19 protein-coding genes and 5 tRNA genes are annotated in these 24659 nt (G+C 35.9%); 18 read left to right on the forward strand and 6 right to left on the reverse strand.

What is annotated here, in order from left to right; all coding sequences use genetic code 11:
• Positions 1–139 precede the first annotated feature (139 nt).
• Positions 140–736: a hypothetical protein gene (locus tag AC5LXI_RS03850; RefSeq protein ID WP_493443606.1), complete on the forward strand. Its 597-nt coding sequence runs from the start codon at positions 140–142 to the stop codon at positions 734–736.
• Positions 737–872: 136 nt separating this feature from the next.
• Here AC5LXI_RS03850 and AC5LXI_RS03855 read toward each other — a convergent pair.
• Both AC5LXI_RS03855 and tgt read right to left on the reverse strand, forming a co-directional pair.
• Positions 873–949, reverse strand: a tRNA-Pro gene (locus tag AC5LXI_RS03855).
• Positions 950–1020: 71 nt separating this feature from the next.
• Positions 1021–2157: a tRNA guanosine(34) transglycosylase Tgt gene (gene tgt, locus AC5LXI_RS03860; RefSeq protein ID WP_493443607.1), complete on the reverse strand. Its 1137-nt coding sequence runs from the start codon at positions 2155–2157 to the stop codon at positions 1021–1023.
• 139 nt (positions 2158–2296) lie between these two features.
• Here tgt and AC5LXI_RS03865 point away from each other — a divergent pair, with 139 nt between their 5' ends.
• Positions 2297–2977, forward strand: a complete 681-nt coding sequence (locus AC5LXI_RS03865; protein ID WP_493443608.1) for a M48 family metalloprotease — start codon at positions 2297–2299, stop codon at positions 2975–2977.
• Positions 2978–3029: 52 nt separating this feature from the next.
• Here AC5LXI_RS03865 and queA read toward each other — a convergent pair whose 3' ends face one another.
• Positions 3030–4058 (reverse strand): tRNA preQ1(34) S-adenosylmethionine ribosyltransferase-isomerase QueA, encoded by a 1029-nt coding sequence (gene queA, locus AC5LXI_RS03870; RefSeq protein WP_493443609.1) that lies wholly within the window; start codon positions 4056–4058, stop codon positions 3030–3032.
• A gap of 155 nt (positions 4059–4213) precedes the next feature.
• Between queA and loiP the strand changes: the two genes are divergently transcribed.
• Positions 4214–4972 carry a metalloprotease LoiP gene (gene loiP, locus AC5LXI_RS03875; RefSeq protein WP_493443610.1) on the forward strand — a complete coding sequence of 253 codons (759 nt, stop codon included), beginning with the start codon at positions 4214–4216 and terminating at the stop codon, positions 4970–4972.
• 68 nt (positions 4973–5040) lie between these two features.
• Here loiP and AC5LXI_RS03880 read toward each other — a convergent pair whose 3' ends face one another.
• Entirely contained in the window at positions 5041–6255 is a 1215-nt protein-coding gene (locus AC5LXI_RS03880) for a pyridoxal phosphate-dependent aminotransferase (RefSeq protein WP_493443611.1), read from the reverse strand.
• Positions 6256–6398: 143 nt separating this feature from the next.
• Here AC5LXI_RS03880 and AC5LXI_RS03885 point away from each other — a divergent pair, with 143 nt between their 5' ends.
• The 11 genes from AC5LXI_RS03885 to nusG all read left to right on the forward strand — a co-directional run bounded on the left by AC5LXI_RS03885 (position 6399) and on the right by nusG (position 15233).
• Positions 6399–6668, forward strand: a complete 270-nt coding sequence (locus AC5LXI_RS03885) for an ACT domain-containing protein (protein ID WP_493443612.1) — start codon at positions 6399–6401, stop codon at positions 6666–6668.
• Between the two features lie 35 nt (positions 6669–6703).
• Positions 6704–8059 (forward strand): PFL family protein, encoded by a 1356-nt coding sequence (locus AC5LXI_RS03890; protein WP_065578304.1) that lies wholly within the window; start codon positions 6704–6706, stop codon positions 8057–8059.
• Between the two features lie 387 nt (positions 8060–8446).
• Complete coding sequence (tcdA, locus tag AC5LXI_RS03895) at positions 8447–9241, forward strand: tRNA cyclic N6-threonylcarbamoyladenosine(37) synthase TcdA (RefSeq protein WP_493443613.1); 795 nt, start codon at positions 8447–8449, stop codon at positions 9239–9241.
• A gap of 299 nt (positions 9242–9540) precedes the next feature.
• Positions 9541–12237: a bifunctional acetaldehyde-CoA/alcohol dehydrogenase gene (gene adhE, locus AC5LXI_RS03900; RefSeq protein WP_493443614.1), complete on the forward strand. Its 2697-nt coding sequence runs from the start codon at positions 9541–9543 to the stop codon at positions 12235–12237.
• Between the two features lie 154 nt (positions 12238–12391).
• Positions 12392–12467, forward strand: a tRNA-Thr gene (locus tag AC5LXI_RS03905).
• A 32-nt stretch (positions 12468–12499) separates the two neighbouring features.
• Positions 12500–12584 (forward strand) — tRNA-Tyr (locus AC5LXI_RS03910).
• A gap of 55 nt (positions 12585–12639) precedes the next feature.
• A tRNA-Gly gene (locus AC5LXI_RS03915) sits at positions 12640–12714 on the forward strand.
• A 3-nt stretch (positions 12715–12717) separates the two neighbouring features.
• A tRNA-Thr gene (locus AC5LXI_RS03920) sits at positions 12718–12793 on the forward strand.
• 179 nt (positions 12794–12972) lie between these two features.
• Positions 12973–14157 (forward strand): elongation factor Tu, encoded by a 1185-nt coding sequence (gene tuf / locus AC5LXI_RS03925; protein WP_034900851.1) that lies wholly within the window; start codon positions 12973–12975, stop codon positions 14155–14157.
• 133 nt (positions 14158–14290) lie between these two features.
• Complete coding sequence (gene secE, locus AC5LXI_RS03930; RefSeq protein WP_493443615.1) at positions 14291–14692, forward strand: preprotein translocase subunit SecE; 402 nt, start codon at positions 14291–14293, stop codon at positions 14690–14692.
• Between the two features lies 1 nt (position 14693).
• Positions 14694–15233, forward strand: coding sequence for a transcription termination/antitermination protein NusG (nusG, locus tag AC5LXI_RS03935; protein WP_493443616.1), 540 nt, complete (start codon positions 14694–14696; stop codon positions 15231–15233).
• Between the two features lie 84 nt (positions 15234–15317).
• Here the strand turns inward: nusG and AC5LXI_RS03940 are convergent, their stop codons facing one another.
• On the reverse strand, positions 15318–17240 hold the full coding sequence (locus AC5LXI_RS03940) for an ABC transporter ATP-binding protein (RefSeq protein WP_493443617.1): 1923 nt from the start codon (positions 17238–17240) through the stop codon (positions 15318–15320).
• A gap of 90 nt (positions 17241–17330) precedes the next feature.
• On the opposite strand from AC5LXI_RS03940, the gene AC5LXI_RS03945 reads away from it, so the two are divergent.
• Positions 17331–18491 carry a sugar diacid recognition domain-containing protein gene (locus AC5LXI_RS03945; protein ID WP_493444246.1) on the forward strand — a complete coding sequence of 387 codons (1161 nt, stop codon included), beginning with the start codon at positions 17331–17333 and terminating at the stop codon, positions 18489–18491.
• Positions 18492–18575: 84 nt separating this feature from the next.
• Here the strand turns inward: AC5LXI_RS03945 and garD are convergent, their stop codons facing one another.
• Positions 18576–20114, reverse strand: coding sequence for a galactarate dehydratase (gene garD / locus AC5LXI_RS03950; protein ID WP_065577678.1), 1539 nt, complete (start codon positions 20112–20114; stop codon positions 18576–18578).
• 456 nt (positions 20115–20570) lie between these two features.
• On the opposite strand from garD, the gene AC5LXI_RS03955 reads away from it, so the two are divergent.
• Genes AC5LXI_RS03955 through gudD form a run of 3 tightly spaced genes read left to right on the forward strand, consistent with a single transcriptional unit; the run spans position 20571 to position 24656 of the window.
• A complete protein-coding gene (locus AC5LXI_RS03955; RefSeq protein WP_065577658.1) occupies positions 20571–21902 on the forward strand; it encodes an MFS transporter in 1332 nt (443 codons plus the stop codon).
• A gap of 39 nt (positions 21903–21941) precedes the next feature.
• Complete coding sequence (locus AC5LXI_RS03960) at positions 21942–23279, forward strand: enolase C-terminal domain-like protein (RefSeq protein ID WP_493443618.1); 1338 nt, start codon at positions 21942–21944, stop codon at positions 23277–23279.
• Positions 23280–23321: 42 nt separating this feature from the next.
• Entirely contained in the window at positions 23322–24656 is a 1335-nt protein-coding gene (gene gudD / locus AC5LXI_RS03965; RefSeq protein ID WP_493443619.1) for a glucarate dehydratase, read from the forward strand.
• Positions 24657–24659: the final 3 nt, after the last annotated feature.

Here is a 24659-nt window from a genome sequence, read left to right on the forward strand (position 1 = left end):
TGAAGGAGTTAGTTTTTGTAATTATTTATGGGTAAAAACCAAAATTACTAATTAGTCAATGAAAAAGAGTATCACGTCGTTATGAAACAAATAAAGTAATTAGCAAGAGAGGATTCGAACTTGTTAATGGGGTAAAACCATGAAATTAATAAAAACCGAAGAGATTGAATTCTTCTATATATTCCCTGAAGACGATTTGATAAAAGAGGAAACAACATTAATCAACAGCCTTGTTATACCAGATAGCCAAAATCGTATTAATCAACGATTGGGAGGATTTACATCAAAACAACTTATTGAAAAGTTGCAAAATGGCACGGATACACGATTAGCAATTTTTAGGATAAACACGCAATTACCTTTTCCTTTAAAAGATGGTTATGATGCTTATCAAACACACTGCCTATTTTGGACCAACAAAGATATTAATTTAAAAGAATTAGACCAGAAAATAAAAGATGATAGTTACACCGATGAGGATTTTCGTAGCGCAGTTATCGCTCATGTGCAATATGCTTTTTGCCGTCATTGTCATAATAAGTATATAGCTCTTGTTTGTGATGATGAGATCTATATGTACATGTATTTTCCTATTGCTCTCGCTAAACATATATCATACCAAGATTACTATTATAACAAGACAGGTATGATAAAAATTGTTAGATGTCCAAATTGTAATGAATTGATAGGTCTTTTTGTTTTAAGATTTTTTGATAAAGTTGAAGATGGTGATTAATTATAATTGGTATTAAAAACAATCTAATCAAACATTAGGAAAGTTGCAGAATCAGTTTTGTAATTATTTATAGATAAAATCAAAACTACTGTTTAACCAATAGGAAATGATGTCACGTCGTTATGAAACAAAAAGGTGGTCGGCGAGAGAGGATTCGAACCTCCGACCCACTGGTCCCAAACCAGTTGCGCTACCAAGCTGCGCTACTCGCCGTTAGGTAGCGCATAATACTGTGCTAGCTTTAATGTGTCAATAGCTGGTCTGCAAAATTTATAAGGTTTATTTTATTTTGATAATGAAACAGGCGTTTTACCGGTTCGTTGATAAAATTCTGTGACAAATTCTTCATATCGTTTATTTGCGACAGCTTCACGTATTTCAGTCATTAAGCGTTGATAATAGCGTAAATTATGAATAGTGTTCAAACGAGCGCCTAATATTTCCCCACACTTATCTAAATGATGAAGATAAGATTTAGTATAGTTTTTACAGGTATAACAATCACAATCTGGATCGAGAGGTGTTGTATCATCTTTATATTTGGCATTACGAATTTTAATCACACCATTAGTGACAAATAAATGTCCATTACGCGCATTACGGGTTGGCATGACGCAGTCGAACATATCAATTCCTCGACGTACACCTTCAACTAAATCTTCTGGTTTACCCACCCCCATTAAGTAACGAGGTTTATCTAAGGGTAGTTGTGGACAGGTGCCTTCTAATATTCGATGCATATCGGCTTTAGGCTCACCAACAGCAAGACCACCAACAGCGTAACCATCAAAGCCAATTTCAGTTAACCCTTTAATTGAAATATCACGTAATTCTTGGTGTATACCGCCTTGCACAATACCAAATAACGCATTTTTATTACCTAATTCATCAAAGCGTTGACGACTACGTTTAGCCCAACGTAATGACATCTCCATTGATTTTTTAACATAATTCCATTCAGCAGGGAAAGGTGCACATTCATCAAAAATCATCACAATATCTGAGCCAAGGTCATATTGGATTTCCATTGAAATTTCAGGGGATAAAAAAATTGAATCACCATTAATCGGATTACGAAAATAGACACCTTCTTCTTTAATTTTTCGAATATCACCAAGACTAAAAACTTGGAATCCACCTGAGTCGGTTAAGATTGGTCCAGACCATTGCATAAAGTCATGTAGATCGCCATGTTTGCGCATAATTTCTTGTCCAGGTCTTAACCATAGGTGGAAGGTATTTCCTAGTAAGATTTGTGCTCCAGTTGCTTTAACTTCTTCAGGCGTCATACCCTTTACAGTACCGTAGGTACCAACGGGCATAAATGCCGGTGTTTCAACTATATATTCAATTCCACGACGATTAAATTTCATACGTCCGCGACGAGCTAAGCCGTCAGTGTTATCTAACTCAAATTTCATTTTTATTTTGACCTCTTGCGACCAAATAAACAGTTTGGCGCGTTTTATTGATATAATACGTCATCGTATTATTAATTTGCGGTGCTTAGTTTATCGTGCTAAGCCTAAATAGACAATATTTGTAAGGATTTTGGGACATTTGAAAAATATTATTTTATTGTTTTCATGTTTGCTGATATTAATGGTGTGCGGATGTCAAAATCAAAATAAAATACCGCTAACCAGAGTGTCATTTGAAAAAATTAAACAATTATCTGATAATGACATTTTTGCCATTAGCCAACAAGCTTGCATCGAAAATGACAAGCGTGCGATTATTGCCCCTAATTATAATTTTCTTAGTAAACGATTATCTAATTTAACCAAAAGGTTACCACAAAAAATCAATAATGTTGAATTAAATTATCAAGTTTATTTTGATAGTGAACCTAATGCATGGTCTACAGTTAATGGTTGTATCCGGATAAATAGTGGATTGATGACTTTACTTGAGGATAATGAGTTACAAGCAGTCATTGCACATGAACAGGCTCACATTGCACTAAAACATGGAATAAGTATGATTCGACAAGCTCCTTATATTGAAATTACGGATAAAGCTAGCGAACTGGTGATTGTCGTAAAAGAAGAAATTTCACATCAATTTGAGATTGAAGCAGATAATTATGCTTTTGATTTGTTAGTTAACGAAAATTTAGATGCGAACGGATTGATCAATATGCTGATTAAAATGCCAATTCACGTTAAAAATCAACCAACTTCTCATCCAATAACTATGAAACGTATTGCTAATATTACTGACAGGTTAAGTCATCATTAGCTTTTTAATCTATAGCCAATAATTTTAGATGAAATTTATTGGCTATAGATTATCAAGTATTAGTAATTAGCATGGCATCGCCATAACTAAAAAATTGATATTTTTGGGTTACTGCATGTTGATAAGCTTGCATGGTATTTTCATAACCAGCAAATGCAGAAACCAGCATAATTAAAGTTGATTCAGGTAAATGAAAATTAGTGATAAGCGCATCAATTACCTTAAAATCAAAACCGGGATAAATAAATATTTGAGTATCATCAAAAAATGGCTCAATTTTACCCGTCGGTTTGGCTGCGCTTTCCAATGCTCTGACAGATGTGGTGCCAACAGCAATCACCTTATTGCCTCTAGCTTTGCATGCTAAAACCGCTTTAACAACAGAGTCTGGCACTTTGGCATATTCAGCATGCATAATGTGTGTTTCTATATTTTCCACTCTTACCGGTTGGAATGTTCCAGCGCCGACATGTAACGTGACAAATTCCATTTCGACCCCTTTATTTTTAAGTTTTTCTAATAAAGGTTGATCAAAATGAAGACCTGCTGTTGGTGCAGCAACTGCACCTGGTACTTTACTATATACAGTTTGGTATACCTCGCGATCTTGTATTTCATCAGGTCGATCTATATAAGGTGGTAAAGGAATATGGCCAATTTCATTTAGAATGTTAAGTACATCATCGGGAAACTGCAATTCAAATAAAGTATCATGGCGAGCCAACATGGTAACGCAAATATTGTCCTCTTCACCTAAAATGAGTTCAGCACCAACTTTAGGTGATTTAGACGCCTTTATATGAGCAAGAGCACGATTATCTGCTAACAAGCGTTCAATCAATATTTCAATTTTTCCACCTGATGCTTTTTTGCCATATAACCGCGCAGGAATCACTTTGGTATTATTAAAAATAAGTAAATCACCTTCATTGATGTAATCAATAATATCAGTAAAAACTTTATCTTCAATCTGTCCAGTATGGCTGTTAAGTGATAATAATCGGCATGAACTTCTTGTTTTTGATGGGTATTTTGCAATCAGTTCTTTGGGGAGAGTAAAATCGAAATCTGACAGTTGCATATTTATGTTCCTCAAAAAATGAGGCACTAGTCTAAAGTGCTAATAATGACTAAGCAAGTAATTATTTGTTGATTATTATTAAAGTTGCGTTAAAATTCCACCTATCTAACGTTAAGTTAGAAGAAAGTAAAATTTGTTAATATAAGGAAAGTATTATGAAAAAACATCAAAAAACATTGCTTGTTGCACTACCTTTAGTTGCAGCTATGTCTTTAGCTGGCTGTAAAAATATGAGTACAAGCGATTTAACTAGTCTCGGTTTTGAAGGTTTCAAAGCAGCAACGCTAAGTGATAATGATGTAAAAGCAATAAGTCAACAATCATGTGCACAAATGGATGCTCAATCAAAAATTGCTTCAGCTAAAAGCGCTTATACTAAACGTTTAAATAGGATCGCTAAATCTCTTGGTAATAATATAAATGGTACACCAGTTAACTATAAAGTATATATTACTAAAGATATTAATGCATGGGCGATGGCTAACGGTTGCGTACGTGTTTACAGTGGCCTAATGGATATGATGACAGACAATGAAATCAAAGGCGTTTTAGGTCATGAACTAGGTCACGTAGCATTAGGTCATAGTAAAAAAGCAATGCAAGTAGCTTATATGACACAAATTGCTCGTGATGCAGCAGCAGCATCTGGTAATGCAACCGTTGCCTCATTATCAAAATCTACTATTGGTGCATTAGCAGAAAAAGTTATCAATGCTCAATTTTCACAAACACAAGAACAAGAAGCGGATAACTTCTCTTTCGATTACTTAATCAAAAGAAAAATCAATCCAGCTGGTCTTGCAACTGGATTTGATAAATTAGGTGGTGGTGATTCATCAATTTTAAGTAGTCACCCATCATCAGAAAAACGTGCTCAAAATATTCGTAACAGATTAGCTGAGCTAAAAAAATAAATTAGTTTAAATAATTTGTTTATAAAGCGCCGTTTAAGGCGCTTTTTTATTAGTAACTAAATATTTAATTATTGTTTGTAGCTAGATAAGAAATTAGCAAAACGGCCAATGGCATCTTGCAATTCGCCGGTGTGAGGTAATGCGACAATTCTGACATGATCTGGCTTATGCCAGTTAAATCCACTTCCTTGAACTAACAATACTTTTTCTTGTAACAAAAAGTCTAAAACTAATTTTTGATCACTATGAATATTAAATTTTTTCTGGTCAAGTTTAGGGAAAAGATATAAAGCGCCTTGTGGCTTGGTACAAGAAATACCCGGAATATCATTTAATAGTCGCCATGCCAACATGCATTGATCATAGAGTCGACCGCCAGGCACAATAAATTCGTTAATACTTTGATAACCACCTAATGCGCCTTGAATTGCATGTTGCAATGGTACATTAGCGCATAGACGCATTGAAGCTAACATGTTTAGCCCCTCAATGTAGCCTTTAACATGTTGTTTTGGTCCACAAAGCGCCATCCACCCTTGTCTAAAACCAGCAACTCGGTACGTTTTTGATAAACCGCTCATGGTAATGACAAACAGATCCGGAGCTAAAGCTGCTATTGAATGATGTACAGCATCATCATATAAAATTTTATCGTAAATTTCGTCAGCAAAAATAATTAGATTACTTTGCCGTGCAATTTCAGCAATTTCGAGTAAAACTTCTTTGCTATATACTGCACCTGTAGGATTATTTGGATTAATAATCACAATCCCTTTGGTTTTAGGGGTGATTTTTTGTTTGATATCTTGTAAATCAGGTGACCAATTAGCTTCTTCATCACAAACATAGTGAACCGCGTTACCACCAGATAAACTAACGGCAGCAGTCCAAAGTGGATAATCAGGCATTGGTACTAAGATTTCATCACCACTATTAAGAAGTGCTTGCATTGATTGAACTATTAACTCTGAAACACCATTTCCGATATAAATATCTTCAACATCTAAATTAGTAATTCCTCTGGATTGATAATGCTGCATAATCGCTTTACGAGCAGAATAAAGACCTTTTGAATCACAATATCCTTGTGATGTTGGTAGGTTGCGAATAACATCCACTAATAGTTCATCTGGAGCAGTAAAACCGAAAGGGGCGGGATTTCCAATATTGAGTTTAAGAATGGTTTGACCTTCTTCTTCAAGCTTTCTTGCATGATCAAGAATTGGTCCACGAATGTCATAACAAACATGATCCAATTTATTGGATTTTTGAAAATTCACCATAATAACGCCCTTTCATTTTATCTTTTTGTTTTTTATTTTGATTAAAAAAACAATCTACTCCTATTTAGATAATTTTTGAAGGTGTTATTATAAACAACTCAATAAATATTTTTTAAGTGTATAAAATTTGTGCGGAGAGTGTGATGAAAACAATTTTAACGGTAATAGGTAAGGACCAAACAGGAATTATTGCAGGGATAAGCCAAAAGTTATATGAATTAAATATTAATATTTTAGATGTTAGCCAAACTATCATGGATGAGTATTTTACCATGATTATGTTATTAGATTTATCTAAAATTAACGCCACTTTTGATGAAATTAAAAATACTTTAGTACATACTGGTGAGCAGTTAAAAGTTAAAGTGAATATACAACGAGAAGAAATTTTTGATGCAATGCATCGTTTATAAGCTCAATTTCATATTTTTACGAAAGGATAGAACTAATGGAAACAAAACAGATCCTCGAAACAATTAAAATGATAGAGGAAGAAAAACTTGATATCCGCACAATAACCATGGGTATATCTCTTCTTGATTGTATTGATAGTGATGGTGCAAAAGCGCGTCAAAAAATCTACGATAAAATTACGCGATTAGCGAAAGATTTAGTTAAAGTTGGCGATCAAATTACTTCTGAATTTGGTATCCCTATTATTAATAAGCGTATTTCGGTTACGCCTATATCATTGATTGCAGGCGCAAGTGACGATAAAGACTATGTTGCTTTTGCTAAAACACTCGATGAAGCAGCCAAAGCGGTTGGTGTTAATTTTATAGGTGGATTTTCTGCATTAGTGCAAAAAGGTTACCATAAAGGCGATGAAATTCTTATTAAATCAATTCCACAAGCATTAGCACAAACCGAACGAGTTTGTTCATCTGTTAATGTCGGTTCTACTCAAACTGGTATTAATATGGATGCAGTAAAGCAAATGGGACAAATTATTAAAGAAGCGGCCGCATTAACCGCCGATAATAGTAGTATGGCTTGTGCAAAATTAGTGGTATTTGCTAATGCAGTTGAAGATAATCCATTTATGGCTGGTGCCTTTCATGGTGTTGGTGAAGCTGACTGTGTGATTAATGTCGGTGTGAGTGGGCCGGGTGTAGTTAAGCGAGCATTGGAAAAAGTTAAAGGTCAGCCTTTTGATGTTGTTGCTGAAACCATTAAAAAAACAGCCTTTAAAATAACTCGTATGGGGCAATTGGTAGGTAAAGAAGCGTCAGAACGGTTAGGGGTTAAATTTGGGATTGTTGATTTATCATTAGCGCCAACTCCTGCCATCGGTGACTCAGTAGCACATATTTTAGAAGAAATGGGACTAGAAGTTGTTGGAACACATGGAACTACCGCTGCGCTAGCGATGCTGAATGATGCCGTGAAAAAAGGTGGCGTAATGGCTTGTGGCCATGTAGGTGGATTAAGTGGTGCATTTATTCCTGTCTCAGAAGATGCAGGTATGATTGATGCGGTAAACAATGGGGCACTAAACCTTGAAAAATTAGAGGCCATGACTTGCGTTTGCTCAGTGGGGCTAGATATGATTGCTATTCCTGGTGATACACCAGCTGAAACTATTTCAGCAATTATTGCTGATGAAGCAGCAATTGGCGTAATTAATCATAAAACTACGGCGGTCAGAATTATCCCTGCGGTAGGGTTGAAAGTAGGCGATAATATTGAATTTGGTGGTTTACTTGGCCATGCGCCAGTAATGCCTGTAAATAAATTTAGTTCATGTGATTTTATTAGTCGTGGTGGGCGTATTCCAGCTCCAATTCACTCCTTCAAAAATTAATTTATTGTGACTCTGTCGATAATACTTATTTTTATGGCAGAGTCATAAATTATATCTCATTATAAAGCATATCGATAACATAGATTCAATGTTTAGTGTGCTTATTCTAAATTATTCATATATGCAATATTATTTGCTAATTAATTCTCGCTCTTGATTTATATTAAAAAAACAATTAGTTAAACTAAATACCATCAGGTTAATTGTCAATTATAGGGATGCCAATCAATATCAATAATTCTAAACAAATTAATGTTTCACTCTTGAAAAGGTATAATAGGAATAATATTAATGAATAAGTTATCAATAAAAGAGAATAAATATTCTCATCTAAAAAGGTTTGAGGAGTATATGGTGTTTAAACATAAACACTATCAGTAAATAATGATGAAAACAGAACTCTATTTTCAACGCTTTAGTGGTATCGCTAGACTTTATGGTGAACAGGCATTACAACGTTTCTCTCAAGCCCATATCTGTGTCATTGGTATTGGTGGTGTGGGGTCTTGGGTCGCTGAATCGCTTGCTCGAAGTGGTATTGGACAAATTACTTTGATAGATATGGATGATGTTTGTATTACCAATACTAATCGTCAAATTCATGCTTTAAAATCTAATATAGGTAAAGCAAAAACCTCGGTGATGGCAGAGCGAATCTTACAGATTAATCCTGAATGTATTGTTAATGAAATAGATGATTTTATTAATGCCGATAACGTTAATGATTATTTGGGGTCTAAACAACACCCTCGTTATAACTATATTATCGACGCAATTGACAGCGTCAAAGATAAAGCTGCTGTTTTGGCTTATTGTAAGCGACAAAAATTAAAGGTCATTACAATCGGGGGCGCGGGGGGGCAAAAAGATCCTACACAAATTAAAATTGCTGATTTAGCGAAAACAATACAAGATCCTTTAGCGGCTAAATTGCGTGAGCGATTGAAAAATGATTATAAACTTAACAAAGATAGTAAAGGCAAATTTACTATTCCATGTGTTTTTTCAACTGAACAATTGACTTATCCGGCATCTAATGGCCAAACTTGCTTAATGAAAAGCCAAGCACAAGGTGCAAAAAAAATGGACTGTGAATCAGGGTTTGGCGCAATCACCACTGTCACGGCAACATTTGGTTTTGTAGCAGTTAGTTATGTATTAAATAAGTTAATTAATGTTTGATTTTTTATTTAATTTAGCTAAAGAAACAATTTTGTTTCCTTTAGCTAATTTTTGATGGTAATTTTTCCGAACTTATCTACTCAAAACTAGTAATATTTTGAATTTTATCCGCTAAAGGTAATAAAAATATTTGCTCTTTTAACTAACATTCATTTTTCTTAAATATCTTATTGTATAAAGTAAAAAACTGATTTACGATATCCGACAATTTCGTTTTGCTATGATAAATATGCTTTATAATATGTTCAAGGAAGACGCCAAACGATCCCAGTTTATTTTTAATTTTCAAGGAGAAATCTATGGCAGTAACCAATATGAATGAGTTAAATGAGTTAATGACTCGAGTTAAAAAAGCTCAGGAAACTTATTCGACTTATACTCAAGAGCAAGTTGATAAAATCTTCGTGGCAGCAGCTACTGCTGCAGCCGCAGCTCGAATCCCTCTTGCACAGCAAGCTGTTGCTGAATCAGGAATGGGGATTGTAGAAGATAAAGTGATCAAAAATCTATTTGCTGCTGAGTATATTCTTAATAAATATCGCAACGACAAAACTTGTGGTGTTGTCGCTGAGAATGAGCCATATGGCACCATTACTTTAGCGGAGCCATTAGGGATTATTTGTGGTATCGTTCCAACAACAAACCCTACTTCAACTGCGATTTTTAAATCATTAATTAGTTTAAAAACTCGTAATGCTATCGTATTTTCACCTCATCCTCGTGCTAAAAAATCTACAATTGAAGCAGCTCGAATTGTGCTTGATGCGGCAATTAAAGCTGGTGCGCCAAAAGATATTATTGGCTGGATTGATGAACCATCTATCGAATTATCAAATGCATTAATGCATCATGATGATGTATCAGCTATCTTGGCTACTGGTGGTCCAGGTATGGTTAAAGCCGCTTACAGTTCTGGCAAACCAGCATTAGGCGTTGGTGCAGGTAATACACCTGTAATTATTGATGAAACGGCAGACTTAAAACGTGCTGTTGCATCAGTATTGATGTCTAAAACATTTGATAACGGTATGATTTGTGCGTCAGAACAAGCTATTGTTGTTGTTGATTCTGTTTATGACGAAGTGCGTCGTTTATTAACACAATATGGCGCTTATATTTTAAATGCTAAAGAAACTAAAGCTGTTCAGGGTATTATCTTAAATGATAAAGGTGCTTTAAATGCGAATATCGTTGGTCAACCAGCGACTAAAATTGCTGAATTAGCTGGATTTAAAGCGCCTGCAGGTGCAAAAGTGCTCGTCGGTGAAGTCAGTAAAGTTGATTTATCAGAACCTTTTGCTCATGAAAAACTTTCACCAACATTAGCTATGTTTAAAGCTAAAGACTTCAACGAAGCAGTAGATAAAGCTGAGAAACTCGTTGAAATGGGTGGTATGGGACATACTTCAGTACTTTATACTGATCAAGATAGTAATCGTGATCGTGTTGCTTATTTCGGCAGTAAAATGAAAACATGTCGTATTTTAATCAACCAACCAGCTGCTCACGGTGGTATTGGTGATTTATATAACTTTGATTTAGCACCATCTTTAACACTAGGATGTGGTTCTTGGGGTGGTAACTCGGTCTCAGAAAATGTCGGTCCGAAACACTTAATCAACAAGAAAACAATCGCTAAGAGAGCAGAAAACATGTTATGGCACAAATTACCAAGTTCTATCTATTTTAAACGTGGCTCACTTCCAGTTGCTTTAAATGAAGTGATTGAGCAAGGTGCCAAACGAGTATTTTTAGTAACCGATAAATTCTTATTTAATAATGGTTACTCAAAACAAATTACTGATCAACTTGAAGCACAAGGCGTGATTTGTGAAACCTTCTTTGATGTTGAAGCTGACCCAACATTAAGTGTCGTCCGTAAAGGTACTGATTCAATGACAGCATTCCAACCGGATACTGTTATTGCTTTAGGTGGTGGTTCACCAATGGATGCGGCGAAAATCATGTGGGTTCTTTATGAACACCCAGAAACTAAATTTGATGAATTAGCATTGCGTTTTATGGATATTCGTAAACGTACTTGTCACTTCCCTAACATGGGCAAAAAAGCTAAATTAATTTGTGTGACAACTACATCTGGTACTGGTTCTGAAGTGACACCATTTGCGGTGGTGACTGATGATGCAACTGGTCAAAAATATCCATTAGCGGATTATGCAATTACTCCAAATATGGCAATTGTTGATGCTAACTTGGTTATGAATATGCCTAAATCACTTTGTGCTGCAGGTGGTTACGATGCGGTAACCCACGCTTTAGAAGCTTATGTGTCAATTATGGCAAATGACTTCTCTGATGGGCAAGCATTACAAGCATTAAGCATATTGAAAGCATATCTACCAGCAAGCTATAGAGAAGGATCTAAAAACCCGATAGCTCGCGAAAAAGTGCACAGTGCGGCAACATTAGCCGGTGTTGCTTTTGCGCAAGCATTTTTAGGTGTATGTCACTCTATGGCGCATAAAATTGGTGCTGCATTCCATATTCCTCATGGCGTGGCAAATGCGATGCTGATTAGTAATGTTGTTCGTTTCAATGCAACTGATAAACCAACTAAACAAGGTACATTTAGCCAATATGGTTACCCTCAAGCAGTTAGACGTTATGCTGAAATTGCTGACCACTTAGGTTTAACAGCTGCAACAGATAAAGATGAGAAGAAAGTTGAGAAATTAATTGGTTGGTTAGATCAATTAAGAAAAGATCTTGATATTCCATTCTCTATCAAAGAGTTTGGAGTTGATGAGAAAGCTTTCTTGGCTCAAGTTGACCAACTTGCTGTTGATGCATTTGATGACCAATGTACAGGTGCTAACCCACGTTATCCTTTAATTGCAGAATTAAAACAAATTTTGCTTGATACTTATTATGGTCGTGCGTATCAGGATAAAGGGGATATCAGTGAAGATGTGGCTGTACATACAGCAGCTAAAGGCGTTAGTTCTACTGAGAAAAAAGTAACTAAAAAGAAATAATTTAAATAATCATTATTTGATTAAATAAAAACCTGGAATAGCCTATATTTCAGGTTTTTTTTATATTTTTGATTTATTTTTAAGCAAACAAGAAAAAAATGTTTATTTTTGCTTGCAACCTTAAATGTTCTAGTACATAATGCGCAGCACTTAGGCCGGCTTAGCTCAGTAGGTAGAGCAACTGACTTGTAATCAGTAGGTCGCCAGTTCGATTCCGGCAGCCGGCACCATTTTCCTAAGTAAACAGTTTATAATGATTCGGGGTGGGGTTCCCGAGCGGCCAAAGGGAGCAGACTGTAAATCTGCCGTGTCACACTTCGAAGGTTCGAATCCTTCCCCCACCACCATTATCTAACATTAGCAATTGCTAATTGAAGCATTTAGGTAGCCGAGTTTGAACATGCGGGCATCGTATAATGGCTATTACCTCAGCCTTCCAAGCTGATGATGCGGGTTCGATTCCCGCTGCCCGCTCCAATTGCTGATATAGCTCAGTTGGTAGAGCGCACCCTTGGTAAGGGTGAGGTCGGCAGTTCAAATCTGCCTATCAGCACCATTCTTGTTATTTTCCTAAACTTCTAAAAATAGATTTGGCTGCTTTAGAGCTTGTCACCTGATGGCTTTATCTGTTATCATGCAAAGCTAATTTTAAGTTAGTATTATGTTAAAACTAAATATGATACTTGGTTAATGTGGTGATTCACCACCGATTTGTATTACATTGAGGGACGATAAATGTCTAAAGAAAAATTTGAACGTACAAAACCCCACGTTAACGTTGGTACAATCGGCCACGTTGACCATGGTAAAACAACTTTAACTGCAGCGATCACATCAGTATTATCTAAAAAATACGGTGGTCAAGCTCGTGCATTCGATCAAATCGATAACGCACCAGAAGAAAAAGCTCGTGGTATCACCATCAATACTTCACACGTTGAATACGATACACCAACTCGTCACTACGCACACGTAGACTGCCCAGGCCATGCTGACTATGTTAAAAACATGATCACTGGTGCGGCACAAATGGACGGTGCTATCTTAGTAGTAGCAGCAACTGATGGTCCAATGCCACAAACTCGTGAGCACATTCTTTTAGGTCGTCAAGTAGGTGTACCTTACATCATCGTATTCTTAAACAAATGTGATATGGTTGATGATGAAGAGTTATTAGAATTAGTTGAAATGGAAGTACGTGAACTTCTATCTCAATATGATTTCCCTGGTGACGATACACCAGTAATTCGTGGTTCAGCGCTTAAAGCGTTAGAAGGCGATGCAGCATGGGAAGACAAAATTGTAGAATTAGCAGAAGCATTAGACAGCTACATTCCAGAACCAGAGCGTGACATTGATAAACCATTCTTATTACCAATCGAAGACGTATTCTCAATCTCAGGCCGTGGTACAGTAGTAACAGGTCGTGTAGAGCGTGGTGTAATCAAAGTTGGTGAAGAAGTTGAAATCGTTGGTATCAAACCAACAACTAAAACAACTTGTACTGGTGTTGAAATGTTCCGTAAATTACTAGACGAAGGTCGTGCTGGTGAGAACGTAGGTGTGTTACTACGTGGTACAAAACGTGAAGAAATCGAACGTGGTCAAGTATTAGCAAAACCAGGTTCAATTACTCCACATACTGATTTTGAATCAGAAGTGTATATTCTAAGTAAAGATGAAGGTGGTCGTCATACTCCATTCTTTAAAGGTTACCGTCCACAGTTCTACTTCCGTACAACAGACGTAACAGGTACTATTGAATTACCAGAAGGCGTAGAAATGGTAATGCCAGGTGATAACATCAAAATGACAGTATCATTAATTCACCCAATCGCAATGGCAGACGGTTTACGTTTCGCTATCCGTGAAGGTGGTCGTACTGTTGGTGCTGGTGTTGTTGCTAAGGTTATTAAATAATTTAAGCAAGTACGATCTAGAAAGGGTATCGTTTGATGCCCTTTCTTATCTAGTCTGTTTAGCAAAATGTTTTTAGATAAAGAGCATTTTGGAAAATGGATAATATTATAAATAACATAATCATAGGTTCTATATGCTAGTAAGTAACGAGAGTCAAGATACAAGCACTGTTCTAGACAAATTTAAATGGGTTTTGGTTCTAGTATTAATTGCGTTAATTGTTTGGGGAAATTCTTATTTTTCTGCGCCTAATGATATATATCAACCAAATACGATTGTTCGAATTATTGCGGTTGTTGTGATTTCGCTTTTAACCTTATTTATTGCATTTACAACCAATAAAGGAAAATCATTTATAACATTTCTGCAAGAATCACGCAAAGAGCTAAGAAAAGTTGTATGGCCTACCCGTAAAGAAACAGTACAAACAACCTTATTAATATCTGTAATTACAGTTATTGTTGGTACAGCACTTTGGGGGATGGATTCTTTGTTCCGTTCAATCATCTTTTATTTAACTTCAATAGGGCGTTAATATGAGTGAACAAAAACGCTGGTATGTGATCCAAGCTTATTCTGGCTATGAGGCACGTGTTGCACAATCATTACGTGAATATATTAAATTACATAATATGGAAGATTCTTTTGGCGAAGTTTTAGTACCAACCGAAGAAGTTGTTGAAATGAAAAGTGGACAGCGCCGTAAAAGCGAACGTAAATTTTTCCCAGGTTATGTTTTAGTTGAAATGATGATGAACGATGCGACTTGGCATTTAGTTAAAAGTGTTCCAAGAACTTTAGGGTTCATTGGAGGTACATCAGATAGACCCGCGCCAATTAGCCAACGTGAAGTTGAAGCTATCATGAATCGTTTACAACAAGTTGGAGATAAACCACGTCCGAAAACATTATTTGAGCCAGGTGAACTTGTTCGTGTTAACGAAGGTCCATTTGCTGACTTTAATGGTGTTGTTGAAGAAGTTGATTATGAAAAGAGCCGCTTAAAAGTATCGGTTTCTATTTTTGGTCGTTCTACTCCAGTTGAACTTGATTTTAGCCAAGTAGAAAAAAGTTAATCTATTTGTTATCTAATTAAAAAAATCACAGCTATATGCTGTGATTTTTTGTTTTTAGGTATTTAAATTTTACTAAATTGATGGTTAACCTCCCCCGAACTCTTCCAATTGTTGCTGTAGCTCTAGCCATTTTGATTCTGATTCATCTAATTCAGCCTTTAAATTACTTTGATTAAGTAATAATTGCGTTAATTCTGATTTTTTATCCGTTTCGTAAATCGATGAATTAGCTAATTGCTCTTCAATGACTTTTAACTGATCATTTAAACGAGCAATAGTTTGTTCTTCTTTATGTAACTGTTTTTTCAATGGTTGTATTTGTGCTCTGGCTTCTGCATCTTTTCGTTTCTGTTCTTTACGTTCTTGTGCAGAAACTTTAGGCAACACTTCTTTTTTTACTGGTTTATCTTTTTCTTGCGGTTGATTTTCAGCCTTTTGCTCATCGGTCAACCATTTATGATAGTCATCAAGATCACCATTAAAAGGTTCAACTTTATGATCATGAACTAAGTAAAACTCATCAGTGGTAGAACGTAATAAATGCCTATCATGCGAGACCACAACTAATGCACCTTCAAAATCGATTAATGCTTCAGTTAATGCTTGTCGCATATCTAAATCTAAGTGGTTTGTTGGTTCATCGAGTAACAGTAGATTTGGTTTTTGCCAAACTATTAACGCTAAAACTAATCGAGCCTTTTCGCCACCAGAAAATGTTTTTACTGGCTCACTAACTTTATCACCATGAAAATCAAAACCTCCCAAATAATTACGTAATTCTTGTTCGGTATTTTTCGGTTCTGCAAGTTGTTTTAAATGCCATAAAGCTGATTCATCAGCCCGTAAGTATTCTAATTGGTGTTGCGCAAAATAGCCTAATTGTACCCCTTTGGCTAAACTAATCTGCCCTTGCATCGGTGTTAATTCACCTGCCAATAACTTAATGAGTGTCGATTTACCCGCACCATTACGACCTAATAAACCTATGCGAGAACCTGGAACTAAATTAAGTTTAATCTGTTCTAATACAATTTTGTCACCATAGCCGGCAACGATATTTTCCATGGTTAATAATGGACTAGGTAAGAATTCTGGTCGTCGAAATTTAAAATGAAAAGGATTGTCAACATGAGCTGGGGCAATCAATTCCATTCTCTCTAACATTTTTATTCGACTTTGAGCCTGTTTTGCTTTGGTTGCTTTAGCCCTAAAACGATCGATATAGCTTTGCAAATGAGCAACTTTAAGTTGCTGACTTTCATACATGGATTGTTGTTGCGCCAGTTTTGCCGAGCGCTGTGTCTCAAATGATGAATAGTTACCGGTGTATTCAAATAATTTCTTCTGTTCAATATGAATGATTTTATTAACCAATGGATCTAAGAAATCACGGTCATGTGAAATTAAAATAAGTGTACCTTGATAATTACTTAACCATTTTTCTAACCACATCACTGCGTCTAAATCAAGATGGTTGGTAGGTTCATCAAGAAGAAGTAAATCAGAACGGCACATTAACGCTTGCGCTAGATTAAGTCGCATACGCCAACCACCAGAGTAGGATTTAACCGGTAACGTTAATTGTTCATTGGAAAAACCTAAACCATGTAATAATGTTGCCGCCCGAGAGCGGATAGTCCAAGCATCAATGTTATCAAGTTTTTCATGAATAAGCGCAATTTGCTCGCCGTTATTTTTTTCGTAAGCAATCTCTAAATCTTGCTCTAATTTTCGAAACTCTCGATCACCATCAATAACATATTCAATAGCCGCTGTATCTAATGCTGGAGTTTCTTGATTTACCCAGGCTAATTGCCATTGGGCAGGAATAAAAACACTGCCTGCATCTGTTTGAATTTCACCTTTAATTAAAGAAAAAAGTGTGGACTTACCACAGCCATTTTTACCGACTAATCCAACTTTCTGTTTAGGATTTATTGTTGCAGAGGCATTATCTAAAAGTAGATTAATACCTCTACGAATTTGGATAGAATCAAACACTATCATGACGAAGTCACCTATGATTCAATATAAAATGTGTTATGCTAACAAAAAATAAAGCGTATGCAAAATGATAATAGGAAATTTAACATGGTAATGAATTCTTATAGCCTAACCCCTAAAATTGCTCAACAGATTGTCGAAAGAACCATGAAAATTATTGATTGTAATATCAATGTAATGAATGGGGATGGTTGTATTATTGGTAGTGGTGATTTAGAACGTATTGGGGAATTACATGAAGGCGCAATATTGGCTATATCTCAAAAAAGGACTGTTTCAATTGATGGCACAATGGTTAAACGTCTGAAAGGCGTTAAACCGGGTATCAATTTACCATTAAAACTTAATAATCGTATCGTTGGTGTTATTGGTTTAACTGGTGAACCATCCGATATAAGGCAATTTGGTGAATTGGTTTGTATGTCAGCAGAAATGATGATGGAACAAACCCAATTATTACAAGAATTATCTTATGATAATCGTTTAAAAGAAGAATTAATTCTTACTCTAATTGAAAAAGAAGTCTTGCCTGAAAGTATGGTGCAATGGGTTAAACGATTAGATATTAATTTACAATTACCGCGGGTAGTGTGCATGATTGAAGTCGATAGTGGCCAATTAGGCATTGATACTGCTATGAGCGAATTGCAACATCTACAAAATCAAATACAACATGTTAGCCAACATAATTTAGTTGCCATTAAATCTATTACTGAGTTAGTTATTTTAATTCCTGCTTTAAATCGTTATGGTCGATGGGATTTACTAGAGCACAAAAAGAAATTAGAACAATTAGTGATTACCATCAAAGATTCCACTCATTTAGATATTCGAATTTCATTAGGTAATTATTTTGAACAACATCCTTATCCATTAGTTAAATCTTATCAAACCGCTAAAACAACAATGCTAATTGGTAAGCAAAGAATGCCGAATATCCGTAATTATTATTACCAAGAGCTTATTCTTCCTGTTTTATTACATGGTCTAAGTTATGATTGGCAAGCTGAAGAATTATTATTACCTTTGAAAAAGTTAAGAATGGGTGATAATAATGGTGTATTGCAAAAAACATTGCAAACATGGTTTAAGAATAATGTAAAAAATGGTGATACGGCCAATGAGTTGTTTATTCATCGCAATACATTAGAATATCGATTAAATAAAATTGCTAATTTGACCGGTTTAAATCTAGCCAAATTTGACGATCGTTTATTATTATATATTGGATCACAGTTGGACAGAAACGAATAAATTCTAAATACACTTTTTATTTTTTAATAATTAAGGTGTATTTAGAATCGCAATTAATAATAGATTTATATGTATTTTATTTTTTTAGGTCACTGGCGCCGGATTAAAAATAGCTAGTGGATTGTATAATTTCCAATGATCTGACCATGGTTGTTTGCGCCCACTAGCCACATCTAGGATTAAATGGAAAAGTCGCCAACCGATATCCTCAATAGTTGCTTCGCCTAAAGCAATATCTCCAGCACTAATATCAATAAGGTCGAACCATTGTTCTGCGACAATATTACGGCTAGACATTTTAATGACAGGTACCATCGCTAATCCATATGGTGTTCCACGGCCAGTAGTGAAAACTTGCAATGTGATACCTGATGCAACTTGTTGAGCACCACAAACAAAATCACTAGCCGGCGTTGCAGCAAAAATCAGACCTTTTTTGGTAGGTCTTTGACCAGGAGATAACACTTCGACAATCGGACTTGTGCCTGATTTTGCAATAGATCCCATTGCTTTTTCAACTATGTTATTTAAGCCACCTTTCTTATTGCCAGGTGTAGTATTGGCACTACGATCAACTTTTCCGGCAGCAAGATATTCATCATACCATTGCATTTCTCGAATTAATGCTTTACCGACTTCTTCATCAGCTGCTCTTGGCGTCAGCAAATGAATACCATCACGCACTTCGGTTACTTCAGAAAACATAACTGTTGCTCCACATCTTACTAATAAGTCAGAAGCAAAGCCAACTGATGGATTAGAGGTAACACCTGAGAATGCATCACTACCACCACATTGCATTCCGACGATTAATTCTGATGCAGGCACTGTTTCACGTTTGCGTTGATTTAGACGTTGTAAGTGTTTTTCTGCTACACGCAAAATATGATCAACCATGGCTTTAAACCCATGTTCATCTTGTAAAGTAACAAGGTCATCATCTTCTAATTTTATCGGAATAGTATCGTGAGTACCTTTAAGTAGTCTTTCTGGTTGTAACTTTTCACATCCTAAACTGATCACCATAATTTCACCACCAAAGTTAGGATTCTTAGCTAAGTTATGAATAGAACGAATTGGTACAATAGCTGCTGGAGCGTCAATGGCTACACCACAACCATATAAATGGGTTAGTGGCACGACGCCATCTACATTAGGATATTTTGGTAATAAATCACGTTCAATGATTTTAGCAACATATTCAACAACGCCCGAAACACAATTAACACTCATGGTAATACCAAGTATATTCCTAGTGCCTACCGAACCATCTTTGTTTCGGTAACCTTCAAAAGTATAACCTTCTAAAGGCGGTAATGGATCCGCTTTTTTCGTTGCTATTTCTAATTCATGCAGTTCAGGTGCGGTTGGCATTAGTGTTACAGCTTCATTTATCCAGCTACCTTGTTTAATGTCTTTTTTGGCGTAACCAATGGTTTCACCATAACGTACTATAGCTTGTCCTTGGTTGATATCATTTAATGCAACTTTATGTCCTTGAGGTACATCTTCAATTAATTGTAATCCATTGTCAAAAATCGTACCTTTGGGTAATCCATTATTATTGACAACAATCGCAACATTATCAATTTCTTTAATTTTGATAAAGAGCGGCTTGTTAATTTGCTTCTCCATTATTCAGCTCCCACTATGCTATTTAACCTTTTTATATATTAATTAATAGCAAATTAAATTTTATAACATTTCTAATAATTTCTTCGTTATATCTTAAATCCGAATAAAATAAATAGCATTGTGCATATTCACAATTATTATTTGATAAATCAGCTAAATATCATAAAAATACCCATAAAAGTCGCTTTATATCACAAAATTTTGCCATTTTAGTAAATTTTTGTGAAGAAAGTAACATTTATTTGTGTATTTGCATATAAATAAATATGATTGGTGCGGATATTTTGTGGTTTTGTCCAATGATATTTTATGGTGAACCCTCCATACTTACTCACCATTAGTGGATTATCTTAGAAACGTAAAAAGTCTATTTATTTTCTACTGCAGCTATACCTTTTACATTTAATAATTAACTTTAGGAAATTATAAGTTTAGGAGCTAAACATGGAAATAAACAAAACCAAACAGAAAAGGACGAATGCCAGATGGATGACGGTCGTTTTTTTATTTATCGTTACAGCTATTAACTACGGCGATAGAGCAACATTAGGTATAGCCGGAAAAGCAATGTCGGGGGAATTAGGATTTGATGCAGCAGCCATGGGGTGGGTGATGTCATCATTTGGTATTGCTTACGTAATAGGACAATTACCAGGAGGATGGTTACTAGATAGATTCGGTTCTAAACGAGTTTATTTTTGTAGTATTTTATTTTGGTCTATTTTTACTCTATTACAAGGGACTGTGCACTTTTTTATTGGTGCTTGGGCACTAATTATGCTTTTTACCTTCCGTTTTTTAATGGGGCTTGCCGAAGCACCTTCATTCCCTGGAAACAGCCGTATTACTGCCGCGTGGTTTCCAGCCAAAGAAAGAGCAACGGCAGTTGCCATTTTTAACTCAGCACAATATTTTGCAACCGTTATTTTTGCACCAATTATGGGTTGGTTGACTCATGAGTATGGTTGGCAATCAGTATTCTTCTTTATGGGGGGATTGGGTATCTTTGTCAGTGCTGTTACTTTGTTTGTTATTCGCAACCCTAAAGATCATCCTTTAGCTAATCAAGCTGAAGTTGATTATATCGTTGAGGGTGGTGCTTTAGTTGATATGGATCAGAAGAAAGACAATGGTAAACAAGAAGGTCCAAAATTAGGTTATTTATTGCAATTATTGACTAATAGAATGTTGCTTGGTGTTTATTTAGGTCAATATTGTATTAACTGTTTAACATTTTTCTTTATTACTTGGTTCCCTATTTATTTAGCAACTCAACGTGGAATGAATATTAAAGAAGTAGGCTTTGCTGCTGCAGTTCCTGCTATTTGTGGCTTTATTGGTGGAATTAGTGGTGGGGTTATTTCTGATTTCATTATGCGCAAAACCAATTCTTTATCAATAGCCCGTAAAACACCAATTATTTTAGGCATGTTATTTTCAATGACTATGATCATGTGTAATTACGTTGATTCAATTGGACTAGTTATTTTATTTATGTCGATGGCTTTTTTCGGCAAAGGTGTTGGTGCGTTAGGTTGGGCAGTAATGGCAGATACAGCGCCAAAAGAGATGAGTGGTCTAGCTGGTGGTTTATTCAATATGTTTGGTAATGCATCAAGTATCATTTCTCCAATTATTATTGGTTATATTGTGGCATGGACAGGGCGCTTTGAATGGGCATTAGTATTTGTTGCCGGTCATGCGTTTGTTGCTGCTTTCAGTTATTTAGTTCTTGTTGGTCCAATTAAACGAATGGAATTAAAGAAAAAGGATTAAATAATAACGAAAAAAATTTATGAAATGGAGAATCGTAATATGAATACTCAATCAGTGCCAATTATTAGTTCAATGCAAGTTATACCTGTTGCAGGTTATGACAGTATGTTAATGAACATTGGTGGTGCTCACGGTCCATACTTTACCCGTAATATTGTTATATTAACAGATAGTGCTGGTCATGTTGGTGTTGGTGAGGCTCCTGGTGGTTCAACGATTGAAAATGCATTGAAGGAAGCTTGTGCACATGTTGAAGGTAGACCTATTTCGATTCTTAATCGTATCGTAAATGATATGCATCAAGGCTATTTAGATTCTGATTATGATACTTTTGGTAAAGGTGCATGGACATTTGAACTACGAGTTAATGCTGTAGCAGCTTTGGAATCAGCACTGTTAGATTTAATGGGGCAATTTTTAAATGTGCCTGTGGCTGAATTATTGGGTGGTGGCAAACAAAGAGATGAAGTAACTGTTTTAGGTTATCTGTTTTATATTGGTGATGATAAGAAAACTGATCTACCTTATGACCAGCCACTCAAAAACGGCCATGAATGGTACAACATTCGACGCCGCGAAGCGATGACAGTTCAGTCGGTAATAGAATTAGCTGAAGTAGCAAAAGATCGCTATGGTTTTAAAGATTTCAAAATGAAAGGTGGTGTATTAGCTGGTGAAAAAGAGATTGAAACGGTCACTGAGCTAAAAAAACGTTTTTCAGATGCTCGAATTACTTTAGATCCTAATGGCGGTTGGTTATTGGAAGATGCTATACGATTATGTAAAGGGCTTAACCATGTCCTGACCTATGCCGAAGACCCTTGTGGTACGGAAAATGGTTATTCGGGACGTGAAGTAATGGCTGAGTTTCGTCGTGCCACAGGTCTACCAACAGCAACGAATATGGTTGCAACTAACTGGCGAGAAATGAGTCATTCTATTATGTTACAAGCCGTTGATATACCTTTAGCAGATCCGCATTTTTGGACTTTAACTGGTGCAAGTCGGGTTGCTCAGCTTTGTCATGAATGGGGATTAACTTGGGGTTGCCATTCTAACAATCATTTTGATATCTCATTAGCGATGTTTAGTCATGTTGGTGCATCGGCACAAGGCAATCCAACTGCACTTGATACTCATTGGATATGGCAGGAAGGACAGGCCAGATTGACTAAAAATCCATTACAAATTAGCAATGGTAAAATTAAATTACATGATAAACCGGGATTAGGCATTGAATTAGATATGCAACAAGTTATGAATGCTCATGAATTATATAAAAAGTTAGCAAATGGTGCACGTAATGATGCTATTGCAATGCAGTATTTAATCCCTGGTTGGCAGTTTGATCGTAAACGACCTTGCATGGTTCGTTAAAACAGAATTAGAGAAATACAAGAAATTTAAGAGGTTAATATTATGAGTTTATCAACACCAATTATAACGGAAATGCATGTTTATCCAGTCGCTGGATTTGACAGTATGCTACTTAATTTAAGTGGTGCACATTCACCGTATTTTACTCGGAATATTGTTATCCTAAAAGATAACTCAGGCAACATTGGTGTCGGCGAAGTACCGTGCGTCGGAACAGTTACTAAGACATTAGAAGATGCTAAATCATTAGTTGTTGGTCAATCTATTGGCCAATATAAAAATGTGATGAATCGAGTACGCCTTCAATTTGCTGATCGTGATGTCGGTGGACGAGGTAATCAGACATTTGATCAACGTTCAACAATTCACGTTGTTACTGCGATTGAAGCAGCTATGTTAGATCTACTAGGTAAACATTTAGGCGTTACTGTGGCATCATTACTTGGCGATGGTCAACAACGTGATGAAGTGGAAATGCTAGGATACTTATTTTATGTCGGTGATCGCAACAAAACAGATTTACCTTATCAAAGCCAAAATAATGAAAAATGTGATTGGTATCGCCTACGACATGAAGAAGCACTAACGCCTGAAAAAATTGCTCAATTGGCTGAAGCTACTTATGAAAAATATGGTTTCCGCGATTTTAAATTAAAAGGCGGTGTTTTATCAGCAGAAGATGAAGCAGAAGCAGTAATAGCAATTAAAAAGAAATTCCCAGATGCTCGAGTAACACTTGACCCTAACGGAGGATGGTTATTAGAGGAAGCGATTCGTATTGGTAAATATTTGAAAAATACTTTGGCTTATGCAGAGGATCCTTGTGGTGCTGAACAAGGTTATTCAGGGCGAGAAGTCATGGCTGAATTTCGTCGAGCCACGGGTTTACCGACTGCTACCAATATGATTGCAACCGATTGGCGTCAAATGGGACATACATTATCGTTACAATCTGTTGATATTCCATTAGCTGATCCACATTTTTGGACCATGAATGGCTCAGTTCGTGTTGCGCAAATGTGCCATGAATTTGGTTTAACATGGGGTTCACATTCTAATAACCATTTTGATATCTCTTTAGCTATGTTCACACACGTAGGTGCAGCAGCACCAGGCAATCCAACTGCACTGGATACTCATTGGATTTGGCAGGAAGGTAACCAACGTTTAACGAAAGAACCATTACAAATTATCAATGGTAAAATTAAGGTTCCTGAAAAACCAGGATTAGGCATTGAAATTGATATGGATCAAGTAATGAAAGCTCATGAGTTATTTAAGAAAATGGGTCTTGGTAACCGAAATGATGCCATGGCCATGCAATATTTAATTCCTGGTTGGCAGTTTGATAATAAAAAACCATGTTTGGTTAGATAATTG

The sequence above is a fragment of the Gilliamella sp. LMG 34361 genome, from assembly GCF_984569075.1.

Bases quoted from the DNA above. Each gene is read 5' to 3' on its own strand.
- AC5LXI_RS03850 (WP_493443606.1), top strand. From the start codon at position 140: ATGAAATTAATAAAAACCGAAGAGATTGAATTCTTCTATATATTCCCT.
- tgt (WP_493443607.1), bottom strand. From the start codon at position 2,157: ATGAAATTTGAGTTAGATAACACTGACGGCTTAGCTCGTCGCGGACGT.
- queA (WP_493443609.1), bottom strand. From the start codon at position 4,058: ATGCAACTGTCAGATTTCGATTTTACTCTCCCCAAAGAACTGATTGCA.
- loiP (WP_493443610.1), top strand. From the start codon at position 4,214: ATGAAAAAACATCAAAAAACATTGCTTGTTGCACTACCTTTAGTTGCA.
- AC5LXI_RS03880 (WP_493443611.1), bottom strand. From the start codon at position 6,255: ATGGTGAATTTTCAAAAATCCAATAAATTGGATCATGTTTGTTATGAC.
- AC5LXI_RS03885 (WP_493443612.1), top strand. From the start codon at position 6,399: ATGAAAACAATTTTAACGGTAATAGGTAAGGACCAAACAGGAATTATT.
- AC5LXI_RS03890 (WP_065578304.1), top strand. From the start codon at position 6,704: ATGGAAACAAAACAGATCCTCGAAACAATTAAAATGATAGAGGAAGAA.
- tcdA (WP_493443613.1), top strand. From the start codon at position 8,447: ATGAAAACAGAACTCTATTTTCAACGCTTTAGTGGTATCGCTAGACTT.
- adhE (WP_493443614.1), top strand. From the start codon at position 9,541: ATGGCAGTAACCAATATGAATGAGTTAAATGAGTTAATGACTCGAGTT.
- tuf (WP_034900851.1), top strand. From the start codon at position 12,973: ATGTCTAAAGAAAAATTTGAACGTACAAAACCCCACGTTAACGTTGGT.
- secE (WP_493443615.1), top strand. From the start codon at position 14,291: ATGCTAGTAAGTAACGAGAGTCAAGATACAAGCACTGTTCTAGACAAA.
- nusG (WP_493443616.1), top strand. From the start codon at position 14,694: ATGAGTGAACAAAAACGCTGGTATGTGATCCAAGCTTATTCTGGCTAT.
- AC5LXI_RS03940 (WP_493443617.1), bottom strand. From the start codon at position 17,240: ATGATAGTGTTTGATTCTATCCAAATTCGTAGAGGTATTAATCTACTT.
- AC5LXI_RS03945 (WP_493444246.1), top strand. From the start codon at position 17,331: ATGAATTCTTATAGCCTAACCCCTAAAATTGCTCAACAGATTGTCGAA.
- AC5LXI_RS03955 (WP_065577658.1), top strand. From the start codon at position 20,571: ATGGAAATAAACAAAACCAAACAGAAAAGGACGAATGCCAGATGGATG.
- AC5LXI_RS03960 (WP_493443618.1), top strand. From the start codon at position 21,942: ATGAATACTCAATCAGTGCCAATTATTAGTTCAATGCAAGTTATACCT.
- gudD (WP_493443619.1), top strand. From the start codon at position 23,322: ATGAGTTTATCAACACCAATTATAACGGAAATGCATGTTTATCCAGTC.